Source organism: Nocardia amamiensis NBRC 102102 (genome assembly GCF_001612745.1).
In the GTDB taxonomy this organism is placed as follows: Bacteria; Actinomycetota; Actinomycetes; order Mycobacteriales; family Mycobacteriaceae; genus Nocardia; species Nocardia amamiensis.
Genome location: NZ_BDBA01000131.1, coordinates 17,727 through 36,108, shown reverse-complemented (window position 1 = coordinate 36,108; position 18,382 = coordinate 17,727). Strand labels below are relative to the sequence as shown.

Annotated in this window: 19 protein-coding genes; 10 read left to right on the top strand and 9 right to left on the bottom strand. The window is 64.2% G+C overall.

The window, feature by feature from the left end:
* Positions 1 to 351 precede the first annotated feature (351 nt).
* The gene (locus NA4_RS23780; RefSeq protein WP_067474071.1) at positions 352 to 672 is read right to left on the bottom strand and encodes a hypothetical protein; all 321 of its coding nucleotides are present in this window, start codon (positions 670 to 672) and stop codon (positions 352 to 354) included.
* A gap of 847 nt (positions 673 to 1,519) precedes the next feature.
* On the opposite strand from NA4_RS23780, the gene NA4_RS43755 reads away from it, so the two are divergent.
* The 3 genes from NA4_RS43755 (at position 1,520) to NA4_RS40685 (ending at position 3,224) form a co-directional block, all read left to right on the top strand.
* Positions 1,520 to 2,221 carry an NBR1-Ig-like domain-containing protein gene (locus tag NA4_RS43755; protein ID WP_084497385.1) on the top strand — a complete coding sequence of 234 codons (702 nt, stop codon included), beginning with the start codon at positions 1,520 to 1,522 and terminating at the stop codon, positions 2,219 to 2,221.
* 4 nt (positions 2,222 to 2,225) lie between these two features.
* Positions 2,226 to 2,615, top strand: coding sequence for a hypothetical protein (locus tag NA4_RS43750; protein WP_157129257.1), 390 nt, complete (start codon positions 2,226 to 2,228; stop codon positions 2,613 to 2,615).
* Between the two features lie 156 nt (positions 2,616 to 2,771).
* Complete coding sequence (locus tag NA4_RS40685; RefSeq protein WP_157129256.1) at positions 2,772 to 3,224, top strand: hypothetical protein; 453 nt, start codon at positions 2,772 to 2,774, stop codon at positions 3,222 to 3,224.
* 154 nt (positions 3,225 to 3,378) lie between these two features.
* Here the strand turns inward: NA4_RS40685 and NA4_RS23760 are convergent, their stop codons facing one another.
* Complete coding sequence (locus NA4_RS23760; RefSeq protein WP_245671561.1) at positions 3,379 to 4,122, bottom strand: class I SAM-dependent methyltransferase; 744 nt, start codon at positions 4,120 to 4,122, stop codon at positions 3,379 to 3,381.
* 164 nt (positions 4,123 to 4,286) lie between these two features.
* Between NA4_RS23760 and NA4_RS23755 the strand changes: the two genes are divergently transcribed.
* On the top strand, positions 4,287 to 5,108 hold the full coding sequence (locus NA4_RS23755) for a GNAT family N-acetyltransferase (protein WP_157129255.1): 822 nt from the start codon (positions 4,287 to 4,289) through the stop codon (positions 5,106 to 5,108).
* A gap of 164 nt (positions 5,109 to 5,272) precedes the next feature.
* A complete protein-coding gene (locus NA4_RS23750; RefSeq protein WP_067474059.1) occupies positions 5,273 to 5,983 on the top strand; it encodes a class I SAM-dependent methyltransferase in 711 nt (236 codons plus the stop codon).
* An 80-nt stretch (positions 5,984 to 6,063) separates the two neighbouring features.
* On the opposite strand, the gene NA4_RS23745 is transcribed toward NA4_RS23750, so the two are convergent.
* Entirely contained in the window at positions 6,064 to 7,032 is a 969-nt protein-coding gene (locus NA4_RS23745; protein ID WP_084497382.1) for a DUF1295 domain-containing protein, read from the bottom strand.
* Between the two features lie 58 nt (positions 7,033 to 7,090).
* On the opposite strand from NA4_RS23745, the gene NA4_RS23740 reads away from it, so the two are divergent.
* Both NA4_RS23740 and NA4_RS23735 read left to right on the top strand, forming a co-directional pair.
* Positions 7,091 to 7,699: a TetR family transcriptional regulator gene (locus NA4_RS23740; protein WP_157129254.1), complete on the top strand. Its 609-nt coding sequence runs from the start codon at positions 7,091 to 7,093 to the stop codon at positions 7,697 to 7,699.
* Positions 7,700 to 8,032: 333 nt separating this feature from the next.
* Positions 8,033 to 8,350, top strand: coding sequence for a hypothetical protein (locus tag NA4_RS23735; RefSeq protein ID WP_067474052.1), 318 nt, complete (start codon positions 8,033 to 8,035; stop codon positions 8,348 to 8,350).
* A 63-nt stretch (positions 8,351 to 8,413) separates the two neighbouring features.
* On the opposite strand, the gene NA4_RS23730 is transcribed toward NA4_RS23735, so the two are convergent.
* On the bottom strand, positions 8,414 to 8,884 hold the full coding sequence (locus NA4_RS23730; RefSeq protein ID WP_067474050.1) for an SAM-dependent methyltransferase: 471 nt from the start codon (positions 8,882 to 8,884) through the stop codon (positions 8,414 to 8,416).
* An 11-nt stretch (positions 8,885 to 8,895) separates the two neighbouring features.
* On the bottom strand, positions 8,896 to 10,167 hold the full coding sequence (locus tag NA4_RS23725; RefSeq protein WP_067474047.1) for a helix-turn-helix domain-containing protein: 1,272 nt from the start codon (positions 10,165 to 10,167) through the stop codon (positions 8,896 to 8,898).
* Between the two features lie 925 nt (positions 10,168 to 11,092).
* Between NA4_RS23725 and NA4_RS23715 the strand changes: the two genes are divergently transcribed.
* The 3 genes from NA4_RS23715 (at position 11,093) to NA4_RS23705 (ending at position 14,488) form a co-directional block, all read left to right on the top strand.
* Positions 11,093 to 11,299 carry a hypothetical protein gene (locus tag NA4_RS23715; protein WP_067474041.1) on the top strand — a complete coding sequence of 69 codons (207 nt, stop codon included), beginning with the start codon at positions 11,093 to 11,095 and terminating at the stop codon, positions 11,297 to 11,299.
* A 119-nt stretch (positions 11,300 to 11,418) separates the two neighbouring features.
* Complete coding sequence (locus NA4_RS23710; RefSeq protein WP_067474095.1) at positions 11,419 to 12,297, top strand: proline dehydrogenase family protein; 879 nt, start codon at positions 11,419 to 11,421, stop codon at positions 12,295 to 12,297.
* 1,030 nt (positions 12,298 to 13,327) lie between these two features.
* Positions 13,328 to 14,488 (top strand): lipase family protein, encoded by a 1,161-nt coding sequence (locus NA4_RS23705; RefSeq protein WP_084497381.1) that lies wholly within the window; start codon positions 13,328 to 13,330, stop codon positions 14,486 to 14,488.
* 55 nt (positions 14,489 to 14,543) lie between these two features.
* On the opposite strand, the gene NA4_RS23700 is transcribed toward NA4_RS23705, so the two are convergent.
* From NA4_RS23700 to NA4_RS23685, 4 genes are all read right to left on the bottom strand, one after another.
* Positions 14,544 to 15,833: an acyltransferase family protein gene (locus NA4_RS23700; protein WP_067474039.1), complete on the bottom strand. Its 1,290-nt coding sequence runs from the start codon at positions 15,831 to 15,833 to the stop codon at positions 14,544 to 14,546.
* Between the two features lie 147 nt (positions 15,834 to 15,980).
* Positions 15,981 to 16,652: a CPBP family intramembrane glutamic endopeptidase gene (locus tag NA4_RS23695; protein WP_067474037.1), complete on the bottom strand. Its 672-nt coding sequence runs from the start codon at positions 16,650 to 16,652 to the stop codon at positions 15,981 to 15,983.
* Positions 16,653 to 16,957: 305 nt separating this feature from the next.
* Positions 16,958 to 17,968 carry an aldo/keto reductase gene (locus NA4_RS23690; protein ID WP_218022361.1) on the bottom strand — a complete coding sequence of 337 codons (1,011 nt, stop codon included), beginning with the start codon at positions 17,966 to 17,968 and terminating at the stop codon, positions 16,958 to 16,960.
* A complete protein-coding gene (locus tag NA4_RS23685) occupies positions 17,965 to 18,240 on the bottom strand; it encodes a hypothetical protein (RefSeq protein ID WP_067474035.1) in 276 nt (91 codons plus the stop codon). Before NA4_RS23685 ends, NA4_RS23690 begins: the two co-directional genes overlap by 4 nt.
* Positions 18,241 to 18,382 lie beyond the last annotated feature (142 nt).

The following is an 18,382-nucleotide window of genomic DNA, read 5'->3' as shown; positions in this document are numbered from 1 at the left end:
GGTTGCGTGGCGGCGGCGCGCATGCGCCGCCGCCCTTGAGTGATGTACAGCGGGATTCGGCAGTTGAAGACTCGGTCCGTCTCCGCTTCACCGTCCGTCGAACTATGTCGTCGGTATGGTGAGGATGTTGGAGTCGGCTGTAGCGAGACCAACGTGGCAAGGAACGAACACCAATAGATTTCGAAGAAATGCTCTCTGACATGCAGGTTCTTTGCTGGTATGCACAACGCCGAGAGTGTCTGATCTCATAATCCATTGGTCGCGGGTTCGAGCCCCGCCCGCCCCACAAACTGGCTGCTGAGCAGCCTGAACGGCAGGTGAGCACCTGGCCTGAAACGGCCAGGTGTCTGTTTACTGTCTTTTTTCATCGGGCAGCTCGAATACGGCGAACCGATCGCGCGCATCAGGGCCTCGGTGGGTTCGTTCGACGTAGTGCCGCCGGGTCACCTCTTCAGTGTTACCCAGCTGGGCTGCCGCGACGGCCACATCTGACTGTCCGCCGTCCTGATCCTCCGCCAGCTGGGTGCCCACGGTCTTGCGTGCGGTGTGCGGGTTGGTGGGGATGTCGGCGACGCCGATACGGTTGAGGGCGCGAAGCAGCTGCTTTTCGGGCGTTGCGGGGATCGCGCAGAGTGCCTCGCGCCGACGGGAACACCAAGCATTCAGGATCACTCGGTACGAGCGCCGAGCGCGCCCGTAACCAGGCTACAGCCCAGTCGGGCAGAACTACGTGCCGTTTGCCGTTCGGTCCGCCTTTGGAGTGTGGCAATGTGTTACAGGGAGCGACGCTAAGTCGTATGTATCAAGAGGCTGATGCGAACTGTTCGACGATCGGAATCAGTGGTCCGAAACAGTAACAACGCCAGACGTCTGAATCTTCAGGGCCGGGCGGGGTGCCGGTCTTCGCCAGCGGGTGGATCATCCTGATGACAAGCCTGCGCTGTCGTGGCTGAGCAACGCGCCGATGCGGATACGGTTGTGGCTCAACAAACTTGAGCGCGTGCCCGGACCAGTGGCCGGTCTCGCGGACGCCGGGCCGCAGAGTGTCGGCACTGCCCGGACCTATTTCACCAACGAGACTCAGGGCTGTCGATCAGCCTGCTGACCGCGGTGGCATGTGCGGGGATGCCGCGATCGAAGGGGTAGTGCCTCGCCGTCGACCAACTCGAAGGGCGGACTGCATCGGCGCGCACTCCGCATAGGCGCGGATGATGTTTGCACGGTCTCGTGCCGATGTTCCTCGGATCACCACGATCAGTCCGACAAGCCAGACCACTAAGCCGAGGACAGTTACGGCAGAGCTGGCGATCACCGCCAAGATCAGTGGTCCGGTCACCGCTTCGTGGAGCATCGGCACCTCCCGGTGGGCCCAAACTGTGGTCGCACCCAAGGATTCACGCTTGTCTCTTCTCGGGACACCCGCAATTACAAAGCCTGACAACAGCACCTACAATCAGGTCGCTCGGGTTTACAGAAGTTGCCAATCGGGCATCTTCGCGGCAGTTGGTGGCTATTGCGGATGTCCACTGAACCTCTGAGCGACCTGGCGCTCGCCCTGCGACGGCTTCATAGGCGTGCTGGCGAACCCAGTAGCCGTGAGATCGCACGGATGAGCAACTACAGTCACACCACGGTTGCCAAAGCCCTACGATGCCAGCATCGCCCGTCCTGGCCGGTCTTGAGAGACATCGTGCACAGCCTACAAGGCGATGAGGAGTTCTTTCGCGCTCTCTGGGTTGCTGTCCGAGACATCGAGGCGCCGCTGCCGGGAGCTGGGGAAGCGCTTCAGGTTGCCCACCATCACCAGCGAAGTATGGTGCCCGACCATGCCGCCATCGCTCCGTCGGCGCTGCCGGTGCACGAAGTCATCAGTAATGCAGCATTCATCGAGCAGCGTGGAGTGCCCCACGCGATGAGGCGTGACGAAACAGTCGTCGTGTCGATCACGATGACCAACACCGGAACAACGATATGGTCGAGGGCATCGGCGTTCCATCTCGGTTCACAAACGCCGCAGGACAACGAACTCTGGCTCCTCAACGGCGGGAACAGGGTACAGCTGCCGGTCGCCGAGGTTGCGCCTGCGGCGTCGGTCACGTTCACTTTCCGCATCCGTTCACCCAGGTTCCCAGGCCCCCATGTATTCCAGTGGCGCATGGTTCAGGAGAGCGTGACATGGTTTGGTGACAGGACCCCTGCGATTGAGATTGCCGTCTTGTAATTCGATGCTGCTCGAAGGTGAGGGCGAGTTCCCAGTCGCAGACCTGCGCGGTAGTGACTCGCTGGTTCAGCAAGCCCAGGACCGGGCCTGCGGTGAGCGGGTCGTCATCGACGCGGACTTCCCAGTTGTTCGCTGCGTCTTTGAACTGAAAGTCGGTCAGGTCGATGTAAACACCGAGCTGATTGGGTGCTCCAAGATCGAAGACCAGGCGCAGATACGATTTCCAGACCCAGATCTGTTCGATCTCGAGTCCGGTCAACGCGGGGAACTCGCCTGTGGCCATGACCGCAGCGTAACGAAAACACCCCGATATAGACGTCCTGCTGGTCAACTCGATTCTTTGGGCTGGTCTTGTTTGCCGCGGCGGGGTTCATCTCGGATCGATCCAAGGTAGTTCACGATGGGTCAGCCTACGGCGGGCGATCGTTCGCTGATGACCTCCGGCTCACGGCATTACCAGCACGGAATGGCCTGATCATCGAGAGGTTTGCTGCGGGGGGCGGTGGGAAGCATAGATGTGTGGTGCGGTGAGCGCCGCGGTGTCTTCTGAATGTGCTCCACGATCTACTTCCTACGCAAGGAGGAGAAGATTATGGTGACTTTCCGGAACTACCGACATCCTGCCCTCCTCGTGACTGCTTTTGGGGCGATGGGGCTGGCCATTGTGTCTGGCGCTGCTCCAGCTCTCGCCGCGAACACTATCGACGTCAGTGGTGTTGGGCCGGCCAATTTGGCAGTCGATTACAGCTGCGAAGCCTCGGCTGGAGTGGCTGGCATCAAGGCGATGGTGGGCGATCCCAATGCAAGCGGTCCGTCGGCCACCGGCATGCAGAATGCCGTCACATGCGACGGAGCGCAACATACCGCCGTGATCATCCTGGTCGGAACATCTGGTGAGGATGCGCCGTTGTCGGCGGGGCAGACAGTGCAGGTGCGGGTCGCGCTTGTCGATCGCGACGACATTGTCGTTTCCGGGCAGGCGAAGGTCGTCTCGCTGGGGTAGTGCCAGCACCAAGAGGTGTGTTCGCTGGTCGGTTCAACAGCCGCCGGCCCGGCGCTTGATGTCATGACATCAGACTCCCCGCTGGGATGCCAACTCCCACCAGGTGTCCTCGAATAGTGGTTGCGAGTGTGCTATTCCGGCGAATCCGGGATGCTCATGTAGAGGAGTGGTTGTCGAGGCCCGATCGACTTGCGTGCGCGCGTCGGGCCACGAAAACGTATTCTCTGCTGTCTTCGGTGAACGGTTCGCCAGCAAACCCGCCGTGTAGTGCCTCCAGTTCGAGGCCTGCCACGTCGAGAAGTCCAAGCCATTCGTTCTTCGTAGCCCACCACGATGAGCTGACCGCGCCATCGTCGCAGACCAAGTCGATCCTGTTGTCGCCGACTGCGTATCGGATGGTGTGTGGAACCGGTCGGAGTTGTCGAGTGCCGTCCAGGCGTGCGGCGGTGTGGTGATCGAAGGCGAACGCGTTCCACGCGAATCGACCGCCCGGCCGCAGCGAGGCGGCCACACGCTCGAAGGCGCGGCGGCGGTCGCCCCAGGTGCTCAAATGCAGCATCGCGCGGAACGGGCAGTAGATCAATGCAGCAGGCTGATCGAGGCGCAAGTCGCGCATGTCGGCCTCACTGAGGTCCAGCCGCACGCCTGCCTCGGCGGCGCGGATCGTGGCCTGCCCGAGCATTCGGGGAGAGGTGTCGATGCCGATCACGGGCTGTCCCGTGGCTTGGGCAACCGGGATCGCCACGCGTCCGTTGCCGATTGCGAGTTCGACCAGTGGCCCCTCAGCCCGGCTGGCAAGCTCAACATAGAAAGCGACATCCGCTGTCATGTCGGCCGACCATTCCTCATAGTGATCTGCGAACGCCTCGTCCCAGCTCATACGACCAAGATTGGTCACCCAAACATAGAAAGCCAATGGATTTCGCACATGAGCTCGGACGTCAGCAACATCGAGTGCCGGGCCAGCTAATCGTCGGCGTTGACCGTCGGCACAAGCAGAAGGACCTCATGGCCATACGACGAGATTTCGAAGGGACTGAGGATCTTGTTCTGCTGCAATCGTTGACCCAACGTCTCTGGTCACCCGAGCGTCGGTTCCACATCGGCGACATCGCCTGGGGCTGGTACTCGATCCCCGACGCGCAGCAAGCATTCCGCGTGTCGCTATGGGAGGAACGCAGCACAGTATCTGCCTGGGCGTGGATCGAGTTGCCCGGCCACCTGGAGTTGCTCGTCGACCCGGCCGCGACCGATCTGTTGCCGCAGCTGCTGAACTGGTTCGAAACCGTGGCGCCTGGTCCCACCCTGTCCTGCCTGGTGATGGAGACCGATCGCCACGAACGCGCGGCACTGTCCCACCGCGGCTACACGCTGCAGACGATCGGACCATTCTTTCGTCGCCACGTCCACGACCTGACCGAGTTGCCGGCACCGCTACTGCCCGGCGGATTCGCGATCACCGCCATCACCTCCAACGATGCCGAGCGGCGGGCCGCGGCCCACCGCGCTGGCTGGGCTGACTTCGGCTCCCGGATCACCGCCGACAACTACCGAAACGTCATGGCCGCCCACCCCTACCGCGAGCGGACAGACCTTGTCGTCGTCGCGCCCGACGGCCAATGGGTGGCCTCAGCGCTGGGCTGGTACGACGAAATCAACCGGGTGGGGCTGGTCGAGCCGGTCTCCTGCGCACCCGCCGTCCGCGGCAAGGGACTGGCCAAGGCCGTCAATATTGCTCTGCTGCACGCATTCCGGTCCCTCGGAGCAACTCACTCGGTGATCCTGCCCCGCGGCGACCACGCCTACCCGGCACCCGCACGCCTATACCGGGCCATCGGCTACCAGCCTGGCCCCCGGACACTGCTCTACACCCGGAACCAGTAGTCGAAGACACCTGTCCAAAACACGAACATGCTGGTCAATTGGCAGTCCCGCTGTTGTCGGCGCCGGTAAATGCTCAGACTGGTCGCCGTCGCACGGCGTCGGAGATGACCGCTGTCACGAACTTGTCGACGGCTGCTGTGGTCGGTGGGTCGGGGTCGCGGTCTGTGAACAACAGGTGCCGCGACGCGAATCCTCGACGGGCCCCCGGGGCGGACGTGCTCGACGTGGGCTGCGGTACCGGCATCGCGGCCCGCCAGTTCGAAGCCGCAGGGTGCACTGTGCTCGGCGTCGAACCCGACGCGCGGATGGCCGACTTCGCGCGAGCTCGCGGCCTGCGGGTCGAGGTGGCAACCTTCGAGGCGTGGCAGCCGGGTGACCGGATGTTCGATGCGGTCATCGCCGCTCAGTCGTGGCATTGGGTGTATTCGGCTGCCGGCACCGTGAAGGCGGCCGCCGTGCTGCGCCCGGGAGGACGGCTCGCGATCTTCGGTCATGTGTACGAGCCACCCGGCGAGGTGGCAGAACCGTTCGCCGCCGCCTACCGACGGGTGGCGCCGGACTCCCCACTCAGCGGCCAGCCTGCTCGACGGCCCCTCGCGCTCTACCAGGCGGGATACGCGAAATTCGCCGACCAGATCTGCAAGACCGAACAATTCGAAGATCCCGAACAGTGGCGATTCGACTGGCAGCAGTCCTACACGCGCGAGCAATGGCTGGAACTGCTCCCCACCACAGGCGGCCTGACCCGACTCCGTCCCGATCAGCAGGCGGAGATATTGCACGCGGTCGGCAACGTCATCGACTCCCTGGGCGGATCCTTCACGATGGACTACACCACCCTGGCCGTGACCGCCGTAAGCACAGCCATCTCCTGACAGCTCGACCTCCCTGCTGCCAAGCGGCGACTGGCCCGGCCCCGCAAGGGGATCCGCCTCAGAACCGAAAGTTGGCGCGCTCAGCTCACAGTGTGGCTGGCGGATGGCTTGTGGCGCCTGAACCCGGGCATGAATCGGTTGGTCCGTGCCTGGTAGTCGCGGTAGCCCGGCCTTTTCTGCGCGCTGTAGTACTCGGCCGGGACAGCGCCGGTGTAGAACACCAGACACCAGTACATGATCGCCGACAGTGCGAACAGTCCGAGGCCGGCGGCGATCGCCGCGATTGGTGTGAATTCGTCGAATGCTCGGCGCAGCACCGGCAAGCACAGGACGATGATCGCGTTCCACTGCATCCACTGGAAGAAGTAGTTGGGGTGTCGGCTGTAGTTCCAGAGTCCGACGTCGCAATGCCCCCGCTTATTCGTCGTCGACATCGACTGGACGAAACGGATTTTCTGAAAGTCGGCGACCGACTCCAGCACCCACGACACCGCCCACAAGATGATGCCTGCCGCTGCGACTGCGCTCATTGCGGCACCGTCGATCGCGATCACCAGCGCTGCCGGTACGGCCATGACGGTGATGTTCGAGATTGCCTGGACCAGGATCTCGGCGACGACGTCGAGCCGCTCGCTGCCCAGGGTGGCCTTTGCCCACCGCTTTCGCTGGAACCGGTAGCGCGGCAGCTCATGGTCGAGTTCGCCGTGGCGCCAAAGGACGAGCGCAGCGATGCCCATGCGCCCGCCCATCACCAGAAAGACGACGGCCACAGCTATGGCGAGCGGGGATCGGTCACTCATCGCGAGCGTCAGGACGCCGAGGGCAGCGAGTCCCCAGGGCCATGCGATGTCGACATAGGACATCCGCAGAGTGCGCCACCCCGGGATGCAGGCAGTGCCCACAAAGATGGCGAGCTGGACGCCGAGGTTCACCAGCAGGAAATCTCGCAGCGCTGACTCGGTGAGCATGGCGCCGAGGACGACCAGGGAAGCGAGGGACGGGAGGGCGCGTTTCGCTAGTCCTCGCGCATTGCTCGATGGGGACGACATGCCCAAACGGTAAGATATAAGTTGATAACTTGCAAGTGGCGGTACTAACCTTCGGATTGTGACCAGAGCCAAGACGAAGCCACGGCGCAGCCAAGCTGAACGACGAGCAGAGACCCAGGATCGGCTGCTCAGGGCGACGGTATCGATGCTCGTCGAGCAGGGGTTCGTCGCGTTGAGCGCGGCAGCGGTGGCCGCTCGTGCGGGCGTCAGCCAGGGCGCGATGCAGCACTACTACCCGACGAAGGCCGCGTTGGTGAAGGCCGCTCTCGAGCGCATCGTCGAACGCTACGTGGCCGATGTACAGGCCGAGGTCGGCCCGTTGCCGCCGGGGGCCGGGAGGTTCGAGGCACTGCTCGACTTGCTGTGGGAGGTCCACAACCTACCGATAAGCCGTGCGCTGCTCGAGCTGTACGCCGTCGCCCACAACGATGTGGATGTCGCCGACGTTGCGGCCATGATGGCGAACCTCGCGACCACCGCCGTCGGCGATCTGGCTGGTGAGCTTGTTCCCGAGGTTGCGGCACGAGACGGCTTCCACGAATGGTTGCTCACCACTCTCGCCACGTTGCGCGGCACCGCACTCCTGGCGGTACCCGGGGCCGAACAGGCCCACCTTGACTGGCCCACACTCCGCGACCGGTTGATGGCCTCACTCCCGTCGCCCTAGTCGGATTACGTGCGCATCGCATGGAAGAGCGCAGCATTCTCACGGGCAAGATCCTGCCGAGATTACGCAAGACAGTGATGGCGGAACGAACGCGATCGAGCATCACGGCAGCATCCAAGCCGCCTCGCGTTCACGACTCAGCGCCCTTCTCACCAGCTCGAACAAGCGGACCGGCGCGTCGTTGGCGCCGGACTACGCAGTTCTTCAAAGCCCTTGTGGCCGAGGACATCCTTGCAGCGAATCCGTTCGACAGGATGACGTTGCCCGAGCGAGCCAAGATCAGGGTCTCACGCGGCTACCGCTACGATAAGGCCAACGTTCTGAGAGGAAATCATGACCAAGTCGACGGCCTTCGCCGCTGTGCTCTCTGCGGCCGCTGCCGCACTACTCTTCCTGCCCGCCGCGCCCGCGCATGCCCGGTCCCTCCAATGCGCCAGGGCGATCGAGCTGATCAACGCCGCGATCGACATGAGCGGCGGCACCCTGGACGGGGCGACGGCGACAGCGCTGTCCGACAAACTGAGCGTCGTGGCCGATTTGGCCCAGGGCGCGGAGAAGGATGTCATCACCGCCTACGCCCACGCGCTGACAGATGACAACGTCACCGAGCTCACCCCATACACCGACGAGCTCAATCGCGTCTGCGCCTGACCGCGACGATAAGCTCCGCCACCCTCTGGCTCACCAGAGGCGTGGGCGGGGCTTTCCGTCTGTCTAGAAGTAGTCTTCGAGCATCTCGGTGGACCACGGAGCTTGCCGGACATCTCCACGTGGGCCGAACTCCGCAAACCACGGTTTGATGTCCAGTACAGGGGTGCCGTCGACCGCGTCCAGCTCGGCGACGTGCAGGTCCAGACCGTCTACTCGGAGCAGTCGAGTGCGGGAGACCCCGAGCCAGTTCATGCGTCGCATGTTCCGATGGCCGAAGATGCCGACCTTCGGCCATGCGGGATTGTCTCGGGCACTGCGCGCGCCGAAGTGCAAATCGGTTTGGTCGGTCAAGTGGAACCGGAACACGATTTCGAGGTGGCTGAACGCGTCCAAGCCTTGCACCGACTCTTCGGTGAACCGGGGATCGTCTATGCGGATGATTGCCTGGGTACCTCCCCAGTGATCGTCTGTAGGTTCACGACGGCCGCCCACCACATGTGCAACCGGGGCTACTTCGAATACTTCGTCTGCCATGGACCTTTGTCCTACTTCCCGTTGGTGGCTAGATAGGCTGCGGCCCGTTCATCGATCTCGCTCGCATATGCGATGTGCCGATCAGCAGCCACAGTTGCGCGTATGTCGCGAGCAACCTTCCTGGTGCGCCCTGACTGGACACCATCCATGGTGTTGAGCGCGGATGTCCATGTAGCGCACGCCTGTTCGAGTTCGCCGCTGCGGGCCTGCACGGTGCCGAGGTAGCCGAGCGTTACCGCGTGAGTCCGCGTGAATGCCGTGGCCTTGCGTTTGCGGACGCTGAGCTGGAACTGGTCGGCGGCCCCTGCGAGGTTGCCTGCGTCCCGCAATGCGCAAGCGGTTTCGTGGGCAAGGCTTGCTTCGGAGAAGAAGAACACGCGAGTGGGTTCGTGATCCGAGCCGGAAGCGGCCGCAAGATCCTGTTCGGCTTCGAGAAGGGCTTTCCCCGACTCGGCGGTCCGACCGGCCGCGCTCAATGCCTTGCCGTGCACAACCTTCAGAAGCGCCCGCTCACGTGGGCAGGCTGCTCGGTAGCGGTCGCCGTTGACCGAGGCTTCGGCGAGTTGTAGCCCTTGTTCGGGGAGCCCCAGGTCGACGGCTTGATGTGCCATGGCGCGCAATACATGACCAGCCAGCGGTGCGTCATCTGCTTCGGCGGCAAGCTGGCACGATGTGGCGAAGTAGCGCTGTGCGACAGCGTGCTCGTCGTTGTCGAAGGCCATCCAGCCGACCAGGTATGCCATTTCGGCTGCCGCTGTGAACATGTCGCGTCGAACATTTTCGCTGGCAAAGGACCCTTTCAGGTAGCTGGTTACCTCGTTGGCCAGATATTGAACGACGGCTGTCCGTCCATGCCCGCCGCCGAGTCGCTGATCAATCTGAGAGAACACGAGCATTACGTCTCGCACGGCGGCTACGTCGGCTTTCCCCACGTGACGAACGCCAGACATCTTGCGTGGCACGCCAGATGTCGCCGGGGCGAGCGAGCCCGGGAGCAAGACGGATGCGGTGAGTGCTGTGGAATAGCCGACACGTAGGAAAGAGCGCCGTTCCACGTCAGCCTTTCCGAGGTTGAGCAAGGTCGCTACCGGGTCTTGGATGCGACCAAAACGCTTTTCATACCACGCTATGACATCCGGCGTCGGTGTGCGCTGCCCGGTTTCGTAGTAGGCGAGTACGGACTTGCTGTAGTGGATCTGAGCAGCCAGTGCGGCCAGGGACACTCCGGCGGCTTCGCGGGCCGCTCGGAGCTGCGCACCGACGATCGCGGCGTGACTGTCCATACCGCTGAATTTAGCCGGTTGCGGACGCGTACCAGCCGGATGTGGATGCGGTGTGGACGCCAAGCTGCAATTCTCGCCGCGGCTCCCGTGGTCATCTGGTTGTGCGCCCGGCTGGGAGAGTGAATCGCAGGCCCGTCGACGCGGTTCGCTCCCACTCCCCGGGTACCGACAGGGGGTTGTCGGGGACCGGGCGCACCCTAAGCCCTTTCGATATGAGCAGAGGTCTTCATGGGCCACATAGCGTTCGGGGACACCCCGTTGTCCCGATGCCACTACTACCGGCAAGTATGCGATCTGCCCGCGGTGATCGACCCACCTGAGCTAGGTCGGATCATCATGCGAACGTCGTATGTGGGTGTGCTGACGATGCCCGCGCCTCTGGGGCGAGCTGTCAGACAAGTGATGCAGCGCCGGAGGGACGCCGTAGGGCCGATCGTGGCGCACCCTCGCTCGAACAGATGGACTTTTCTTGTGCGGCCCGATGTTCCCGATGACACAAGACTTTTCGCCGAGTTGTTTCGGATCGACGTATCGATTGTCAGGCAGGGTGGGACGGTAGCGTTGCCATCTCCTACGGCGGAGTCCGGCGCTATCAGGCATTGGATTGAGACCCCCCGGGACAGGTTCCGCCCGTCCGGCATGGTGGTGGTCGAGTCCATTCGTGCGTGTGGTGGGCCGTGGAAGCGTCGGGCGGTCGCTTATGTCTGACTGCACGGTTCCGTTGTCGCAGTGTCGATGGCGGAAGAACAGGAGACGCAACGCCGAACGGGACCGGTTTCGTGATGCACGTCCGGTGCCCCGACCACATGCATTGCTTACACCTGGTCCCGTTGGTCGACGGCACGATCAGCGACCACGAACGCAATATCGGCGGTGTCTGCCCGTGGGTCGGCTTCCGCGTGGTCGATGACCGGAGAGAAGCACGATGACTTCGCCACTCCCGAACGATCCGGACGTGCATCTGTCGGTGTTCCTGCATGGCGTACGGCTTGATTTCGCGGCTTGCCTCACTGCCGCATTGGTGTTCGTTCAAGAGCATCGGGAACGTCACTACGTCGACGCGGTCGAAGTGCTCCCCGATGCTGACGGCTGGCCCAGGCTACCGAACGAGCGGCTGTACCTCGAGCGATGATGGCGCGGTAGTGCGGTTCGATGCTGCTGTCCAGCGGGAAGCTGGCGCAACTTGCGGGTGGGAGTGACGAGGCGGGTCTGGACAACCGTTGGCCGTCGACGGGCTGGAATGATGTGATCATGTCGATTGATCGCGCGATCTTGTTCCGGCTGGCTACGAGTGATGTTGTGGAGCAGGTTGTTCGGGCTGTGCCGCGAGGTGAGGATCTGGCTTGGCGAGCGGCGTCGCGGTATATCCCGGGGACTGCGGCGGCCGACGCGGTCCGGGTGGCCGGGGAACTCCATGCGCGTGGTGTGGCCGCCAGTATCGATCAGTTCGGTGAACTGGTCGGCGATACCCTTGTCGCGCAGCGGGTTACCGATGACTATCTGCGGTTGGCCGACGACCTTGCCGGACTCCCGCAGGACACATGGCTGGCAGTTGATCTGTCCCATCTCGGCCTCGATGTCGACCCGGGGGGCTGTGCCGACCGTCTCGCGGCGATCGCGCAGGCGTTGCCTGAGGGTCGGCGTATCCAGGTCGGCGCTGAGGACGACGCGCGTGCGGACGTGGCGCTGAAGTGTGTGCTCGACGTAGCCGAACGAGGTATGGCGGACCGCCTCGGTGCCACCGTACAGGCCAATCTGCATCGGACGCCCGAGGACATGGAGCGTCTCCTCGCGGCCGGTGTCCACATCCGGCTGGTCAAGGGCGCCTACCTCGACTCGCCCGATCGAGCCTTGCCCTACGGCGAGCGGACCGACATCGCCTTCATGCGCTTGGCGCATCGGCTCGGGGAAGCGCACGCGCCGTTCGCACTGGCGACCCATGACGGAGTCCTTCGGGAGGCACTGCTGACCGCGCTCGGGCCGGTGCCGGTGGAACAGCTGCTCGGGGTGCGGCCGGAGATTTTGAACCATCTCGTTGCTCGCGGTGTGCCGGTACGCGTGTACATTCCGTTCGGACACAACTGGTTTCGCTACTGGATGCGCCGGGTCGCCGAATCGCGTGGTGCTTGACCATCGCCCAGATTCCGAAGACGGTTGCCGACTTCGCGAACCCGGTCTCGACTGCGTTGAGCTTCTGCAGCTTTCGCAGACGTGCCCTGAATTCAGGCTAGGCGCCGGCATCGTTTCCATTGGTGGCTCCGACCAGCGGACTGCTCTGCGTAGCAGTGAGAGATAGTGGGGGGTCGGTGAAATCAGAGGCCCTGCAGAGGTTTTGGTGTGAGCATCACAGATGTGATCCCATTGCGGAGATTCTTTCGCGCTCCTAAGATCAACATCGGAAGCCGGATCGGCTGGATCCTTGGGAGGGGAAATGTTCTACAAACTTGTCTGTGCCACTGCGGTACTGGTTGGTGCGACCTTCGGCATGACCGCTACGGCGAACGCTGTGCCGACATCAGGGCCGTATCCATCGCTCCAAGCCTGCGAAAAGGTCGCTGCGGCCTCGTGGGATGGCCACTACTGCAGGCTCATCAGCGGCAGGTGGTACGTCGACAACGGAAGGTAGGGCAGAGCAATCTGTCGCCGGGGCTGATCGTTGGATCAGCCCCGGCACTTTGCGTTTTCTAGTGCAGCCCCGGGCACGCTCACCGGCAGGGCACCGATATCGGTAATGACAGAGGACGTCCGAGACGGCCGACATTATCTCGATCGCGATGCTGCTGGAGATCCTCGCGCCGACCGAGCGGGCGGTGTCCGCGCTGCGGAAAGTGTTCGATCTGGGGTACACGCAATCCCGAGAAGCGGTCGCGGGTGGAGCAGGAGACCGCCTCGAGCTGCTGAGCGGGTTCTGTCGGCCGCCGAACCCGGACACCGCGCCCGCTATGAAGGAATGTCGCAGGACGGTTTCATTTCGGGCACATTGGACTCCCGCCCCGGCGTGTTGCTGATAGTTTGCTGACGCTGGCTCTAGAAGGCGGGCCCGCTGATCGACGAACGGCGCGAACTACCCGTGGAGGTAAAGGTCGTGACTCGTCTGTTTCTTCGTTCCCAAAGCAGCTGGCGTAGCGGTTCACGCAGAGTCCTCGGTTCGCTCGCCGGTGTGGCAGCCGGACTGCTGCTGGCGGTGACGGCAACCGCCGAGCCGGTGTATCCGCGGCCCGATCCGGACCCGTTCTACGCCGCCCCCGCGGATCTGGCGGCGCGCCAGCCCGGTGATGTGCTCGACGTGCGGCCACTGCCGCCGCTGGCCCTCTTTCCCGGCGCGACAGTCACGCTGGTCGAATTCCGGTCCACCGACTCGCATGGCGGGCCGATCGCGGCGACGACCACGGTCCTGACGCCCGTCAACCATCCGCCCAACGGGCCGCTGCTGTCGTATCAGCACTTCATCAATGCGCTCGGCGCCGACTGCGCGGTATCGCACCTGCTCTACGCCGGCGATACGAATCTGAATACGACGGCGCCGATTTTGAACGTGCTGCTGCTGCAGGGCTGGAGTATCGCGATGCCGGATCATCTCGGACCGCGGTTCGCCTTCGGAGCCGCGCGTTTGGGGGGCCAGATCACGTTGGACGGCATCCGTGCGGTGAAACAGCTGCCCGCACTCGGTGTGCAGCAGAGCCCAGCGGTGATGACCGGCTACTCCGGCGGCGGCATGGCCACCGCGTGGGCGGCTGCGCTGCAGCCCTCGTACGCCCCCGATCTGCGGCTCGCGGGCGCGGCCATCGGCGGCGCCCCGATGAACCTGCTGACGATGGCGGAGGGCCTGGGCCTGGAGCCGCACCCGGCCTTCGGCCTGGCCATGGCGGCGGCGATCGGCCTGGAGCGGGAGTACCCGGACCGGGTGCAGACCAGCGCGTATCTCAACGAGCGCGGTCTCGAGGTCCGTGACGCCATGGCAAATAGCTGCACCAATGACATCCTTGCCCTCGGCGCAGGCGGCAGCGCTCGGGAGTACGTCACCACCACCTCGATCTTCGAGCGGAGCGAGGCCAGGGCGGTGGTGCAGGAGAACAGTCTGGAGCTCTACGGCGGCGTGCCGGAAACACCGATCTTCGAATGGCATTCGCCGGACGACCCGCTGATTCCGGTCGCCGCCATCGACAACACCAACCACCGCTGGTGCGCGGCCGGGGTGCGGTTGCAGACACTGCAAGTGCCCGGGATGGAGCATCTGTCCGCGGCGCTGATGGGCGCGCCCACGGTACTGGGGTGGCTCGAGGGCCGGGTTCGTGGAGAGCCTGCGCCCGTCGCCTGCTGAGGGATCACGGGGACGCTGACTCTGCGCCCGGGACGAGAAACGAAGCGCGTTGCGCTCAGGCTGAGGCGCTGCGGTGGAGGAGCCCGGTACGGGAGGCCACTGTACGGGTCGTGCTGAGCAGCGCGGCCGCCACAACGACGCCGACGATCGCGAAACCCGTTGCACCTCTTGGAGATAGGCCGTGGCGCCAGATGAGGTACACGCTGGCGGCCGCGACCACTGCACCGGTGAGGGCGGCTGTGGACGTGGTCCGGGCGGCATATCCGGCGCAGAACAGGTCCCAATACGTCATCAACCGGACGACGCCGAGGAGCGCGATGCCGCAGCCGAGGATCCATAGTGGTCGCGTCAGCCACCAGGTTTGCGGATCGCGCGGCAGCAGCAGCGCGGGCGCCGAAAGGGCGGCGCCGGTGATCGCCGCGAAGACCGGTATGTGCCAGAGATAGATGGTCATGAGGCGGGCGGACACGTAGTCGATGACCCGACGTGTGCTTCCGTGTGGCTCCCAGGCTCGCATCCGTCGATCGGTGAGGGTGAATATCGCCAATTGGATCACGGCGAGAATCGAGATAGCGGTTGTCGGCGGAGCCAAATTCGATACGGCGGCGTCGGCTACTCCGTACATGGTCGGCGGATACGGTCCGGCCAGCACCATTGCCACGAGTGCGCCGATACCGAGTGCGATGATCGCGAGCAGTCCGGCATTCGGCACCGGTTGCAATGTCCGGCGAGCGTGCAGCACGCCGAGTTGATGACAGAACAACCAGACCAACAGCAGATTCCATTCGGCGTAACCCGAACCCGTGAACCGCAGCGCATCGATCGTCAGTGACCCTCCGAGCAAGCCGATGGGCAGAACCCAGGCCGATCGGTCGTGCACCTGAACCGCCAAAGGCGCTATCGTCACCGCGATCAGGTACACGGCGAGAAACCACAGCGGGCTCGCCACCACATGCGCCGCCGTCCGCGCCATTGCATCGGAGTGGGCACGCAGTAGCCACTCCAGTGGTGCGAGTACCGCGATCAGTGGGATCATCGGCAGGGTCAGCCTCCGGGCTCGGGGCCCGAGATACGCGCCATAGCTCGTGCCCTGGGCACGCCATCGATCGATGACGAGGGTGTTGGCGAAGCCGCCGGCGAGAAAGAACAGCGGCATCACCTGCAGCGCCCAGCTCGAGGCCCAGATCGGCCTGCCGTGCAGGGCCAGATCACCCCGGACGACGCCCCCGGCGCCGGTGACTCGCACCGAGATCCAATGCACGACCACGACCACACCGAGGGCGAACGCCCGGACAACGTCGACGTTCCAGTCCCGCGGTGTGGTGCTGCTGCGCGGTGCGGTCACATTCCACGATTAGCTGGTAGGGCTGAATGCGAAATGAACGCCGGGCACGCGAACGATCTCGAATCGGCCGCGACCTCGAGCCATCCCGCGCGGGCGACGCGACGAGCGCGCCGACCAAGCCATGCCGGGCACCTTCGTCACGCGATTTCAGGCACTCAGCTGGATCCGCGACGACGGAGCCGCACCGTGATAGAAGTACCGGCCCAAGCCGACGGTGAAAATGAGCATCCCGTACAGCGAATGCTCGACGGAAACGGTGAACAGCGAGCGTGTCTGCAAATATCGTGTCGCGAAGATCCAGCCGCCGACACCACTCGCGACGACCGAGAACCAGCTGCCGAAGATGATGTGCACATAGCCGAACGCGGCCGCGCTGGCTGCCACCATCCCGAGACCGTCACCGAACACCGGCGCGTACCGATGAAAGAGGAAGGAGCGGAAGATCAACTCCTGTGGGTACACGCTCAGCGCGGGATACAGCACCATCACCGCGAGCCACAGCCACGGATTGCGCCGCGGCAGGTCGAACAGATCCTCCCGCCGCAACACCGCGACCACCGCGCTGAGCGCCAACGCGCTCGATCCCGCCAACGCTGCCATCGATCGTGCCTGTGCGCCGAACGCCCCGGTACGCCACAGAGCAGCACGGTCGAAGGTGGATGAGCGCCGCAGGTAGACGGCGGCACCCGAGGCCAACGCCAGTAGTGCCGGGATCGGGGGCTTCCCCCGCATCACCGTGTTGTACACCGTCGTTCCACCGAAGAACAGTGCCGCATACTCGGCACCCAGATACACCCGCCGCCACGGTCGAATCCTCATGACCACACCATATTTTCCGGATCGGGAGTGTGCAGGGCGTCAATGGTCCATCCGGCCGGGGTAGGGCGGCATACGCAGCCGCGTATGCCGCCGAGCAATTCGAAGGGCAACCGATCGCCCGCACCGCGCGAGTCGGCGGCGCGTCTGTCTCCTCGGAGAAGTGGCCCGACGTAACTTGATCCCATGGTTGCCGGGCGACAATGCCCCATCGACGGACACGAGTCCAGAATCTGGTGATCGGGCCGAACCGTCGGCACAGCTCGTGTCATCGTCCGACTCGGCGGAGTTCCAGCGCGACCTGACTCTTACGCGTGCGTCTCCGTATACGCGGCATTCGGACGAGGCCGGCGGGCGTCGACGCGATCCACAGTGTCGCCGTAAACGTATTGCGATCGGTCGCATTCGGCGATGAAGTCGCCGGGGAAACCGAGTTCGAACGGGACTGCCGCCTCGAGTGTGCTGACCGCGTCCTCCGGCAGCGTCACGCTGGTGGCACCGAGATTCTCCGTGAGCTGGGCGGCGGTGCTGACGCCGATGATCGGCAGCACGGCAGGCGACCGGTGCCGGGTCCACGCGATAGCCACATGTGCCTGCGGCACGCCGAGTTCGGCCGCCACGGTATCGACGGCCGCGGCTGCGGCGCGTTCCCGTTCGGTGTGCTGGGCTGGGGTCGTCCGTTGCCCCGCGGCGCCGGAAAGAATTCCGCGGGCAAGGGGTGACCAGGTTGTGACGCTCATGCCGAACGACTCGGCCATCGGCAGCAGTTCTCGTTCGACATCGCGTTTCAGCAGGTTGTAGGGCACCTGCAGGCCCGCGAACGGTGTCCGCTCTCGGCACTGGGCGAGGGTGTTCGCCTGGGCGACGACCCATGCGGGTGCGTCGGAGATGCCGATGTAGAGCGCCTTGCCGGTGCGTACCACGTCGTCGAGCGCGCGCAATGTCTCCTCGATCGGGGTGTGCCGGTCCCATACGTGCAACCAGTACACGTCGATGTAGTCGGTGCGCAGCCGTCGCAGGCTCTGCTCGAGCGAGCGGATCAGGTTCTTGCGGTGATTACCCGAGGCGTTCGGGTCGCTCGCGTCGCGGGTCAGGGTGTACTTGGTGCCGATGACGAACCGGTCGCGGCGGTCGAGCACCGTGCCGAGCATCTCCTCGCTCGCACCGTAGGCCGAGGCGGTGTCGATGAAGTTGCCTCCGGCATCGGCGAAAACGTGCAGAATCCGCCGGTATTCGTCGACATCGTTGATCACCATGGTGCCCAGCACGAGCTCGGACACACGCAGACCGGTTCGGCCGAACAGTCGGTATCGCATCATGAGAGCAGTCTGCGGCGCACAGTCGCCCACAGGCAGGCCGTGTCAGGGCTGGTACTGGTGGCTCGCGCCACTGCCACGCCGCGCGGAGTGATCGACCAGCGCGCCTCGTACGGTGTCGCCATGATGAGGCCCCGCGATTCGAGTCGGCCGATGGCCCGGCGGGCGTTCCACTCGATCAGTTGCGCGTATCGGGTGATCTGTTCGGCGGTCAACATGCCGCCCGGCGCGAGTACCGCGAGCACCGCCGTTTCCGCCACCGTGCTGGTATCCATCGCTTCCCCCTGCCGAATCGTCGTTGATACACCCGCCGCCGGGGACGAACGGCGTGGCGGGGCTCGTGTCCGGCCGTGCCGATACGCCGGCATCAACCCGGCGGCGGGGTGGAACAACGTTAAACGGACATGATGTCGTGCA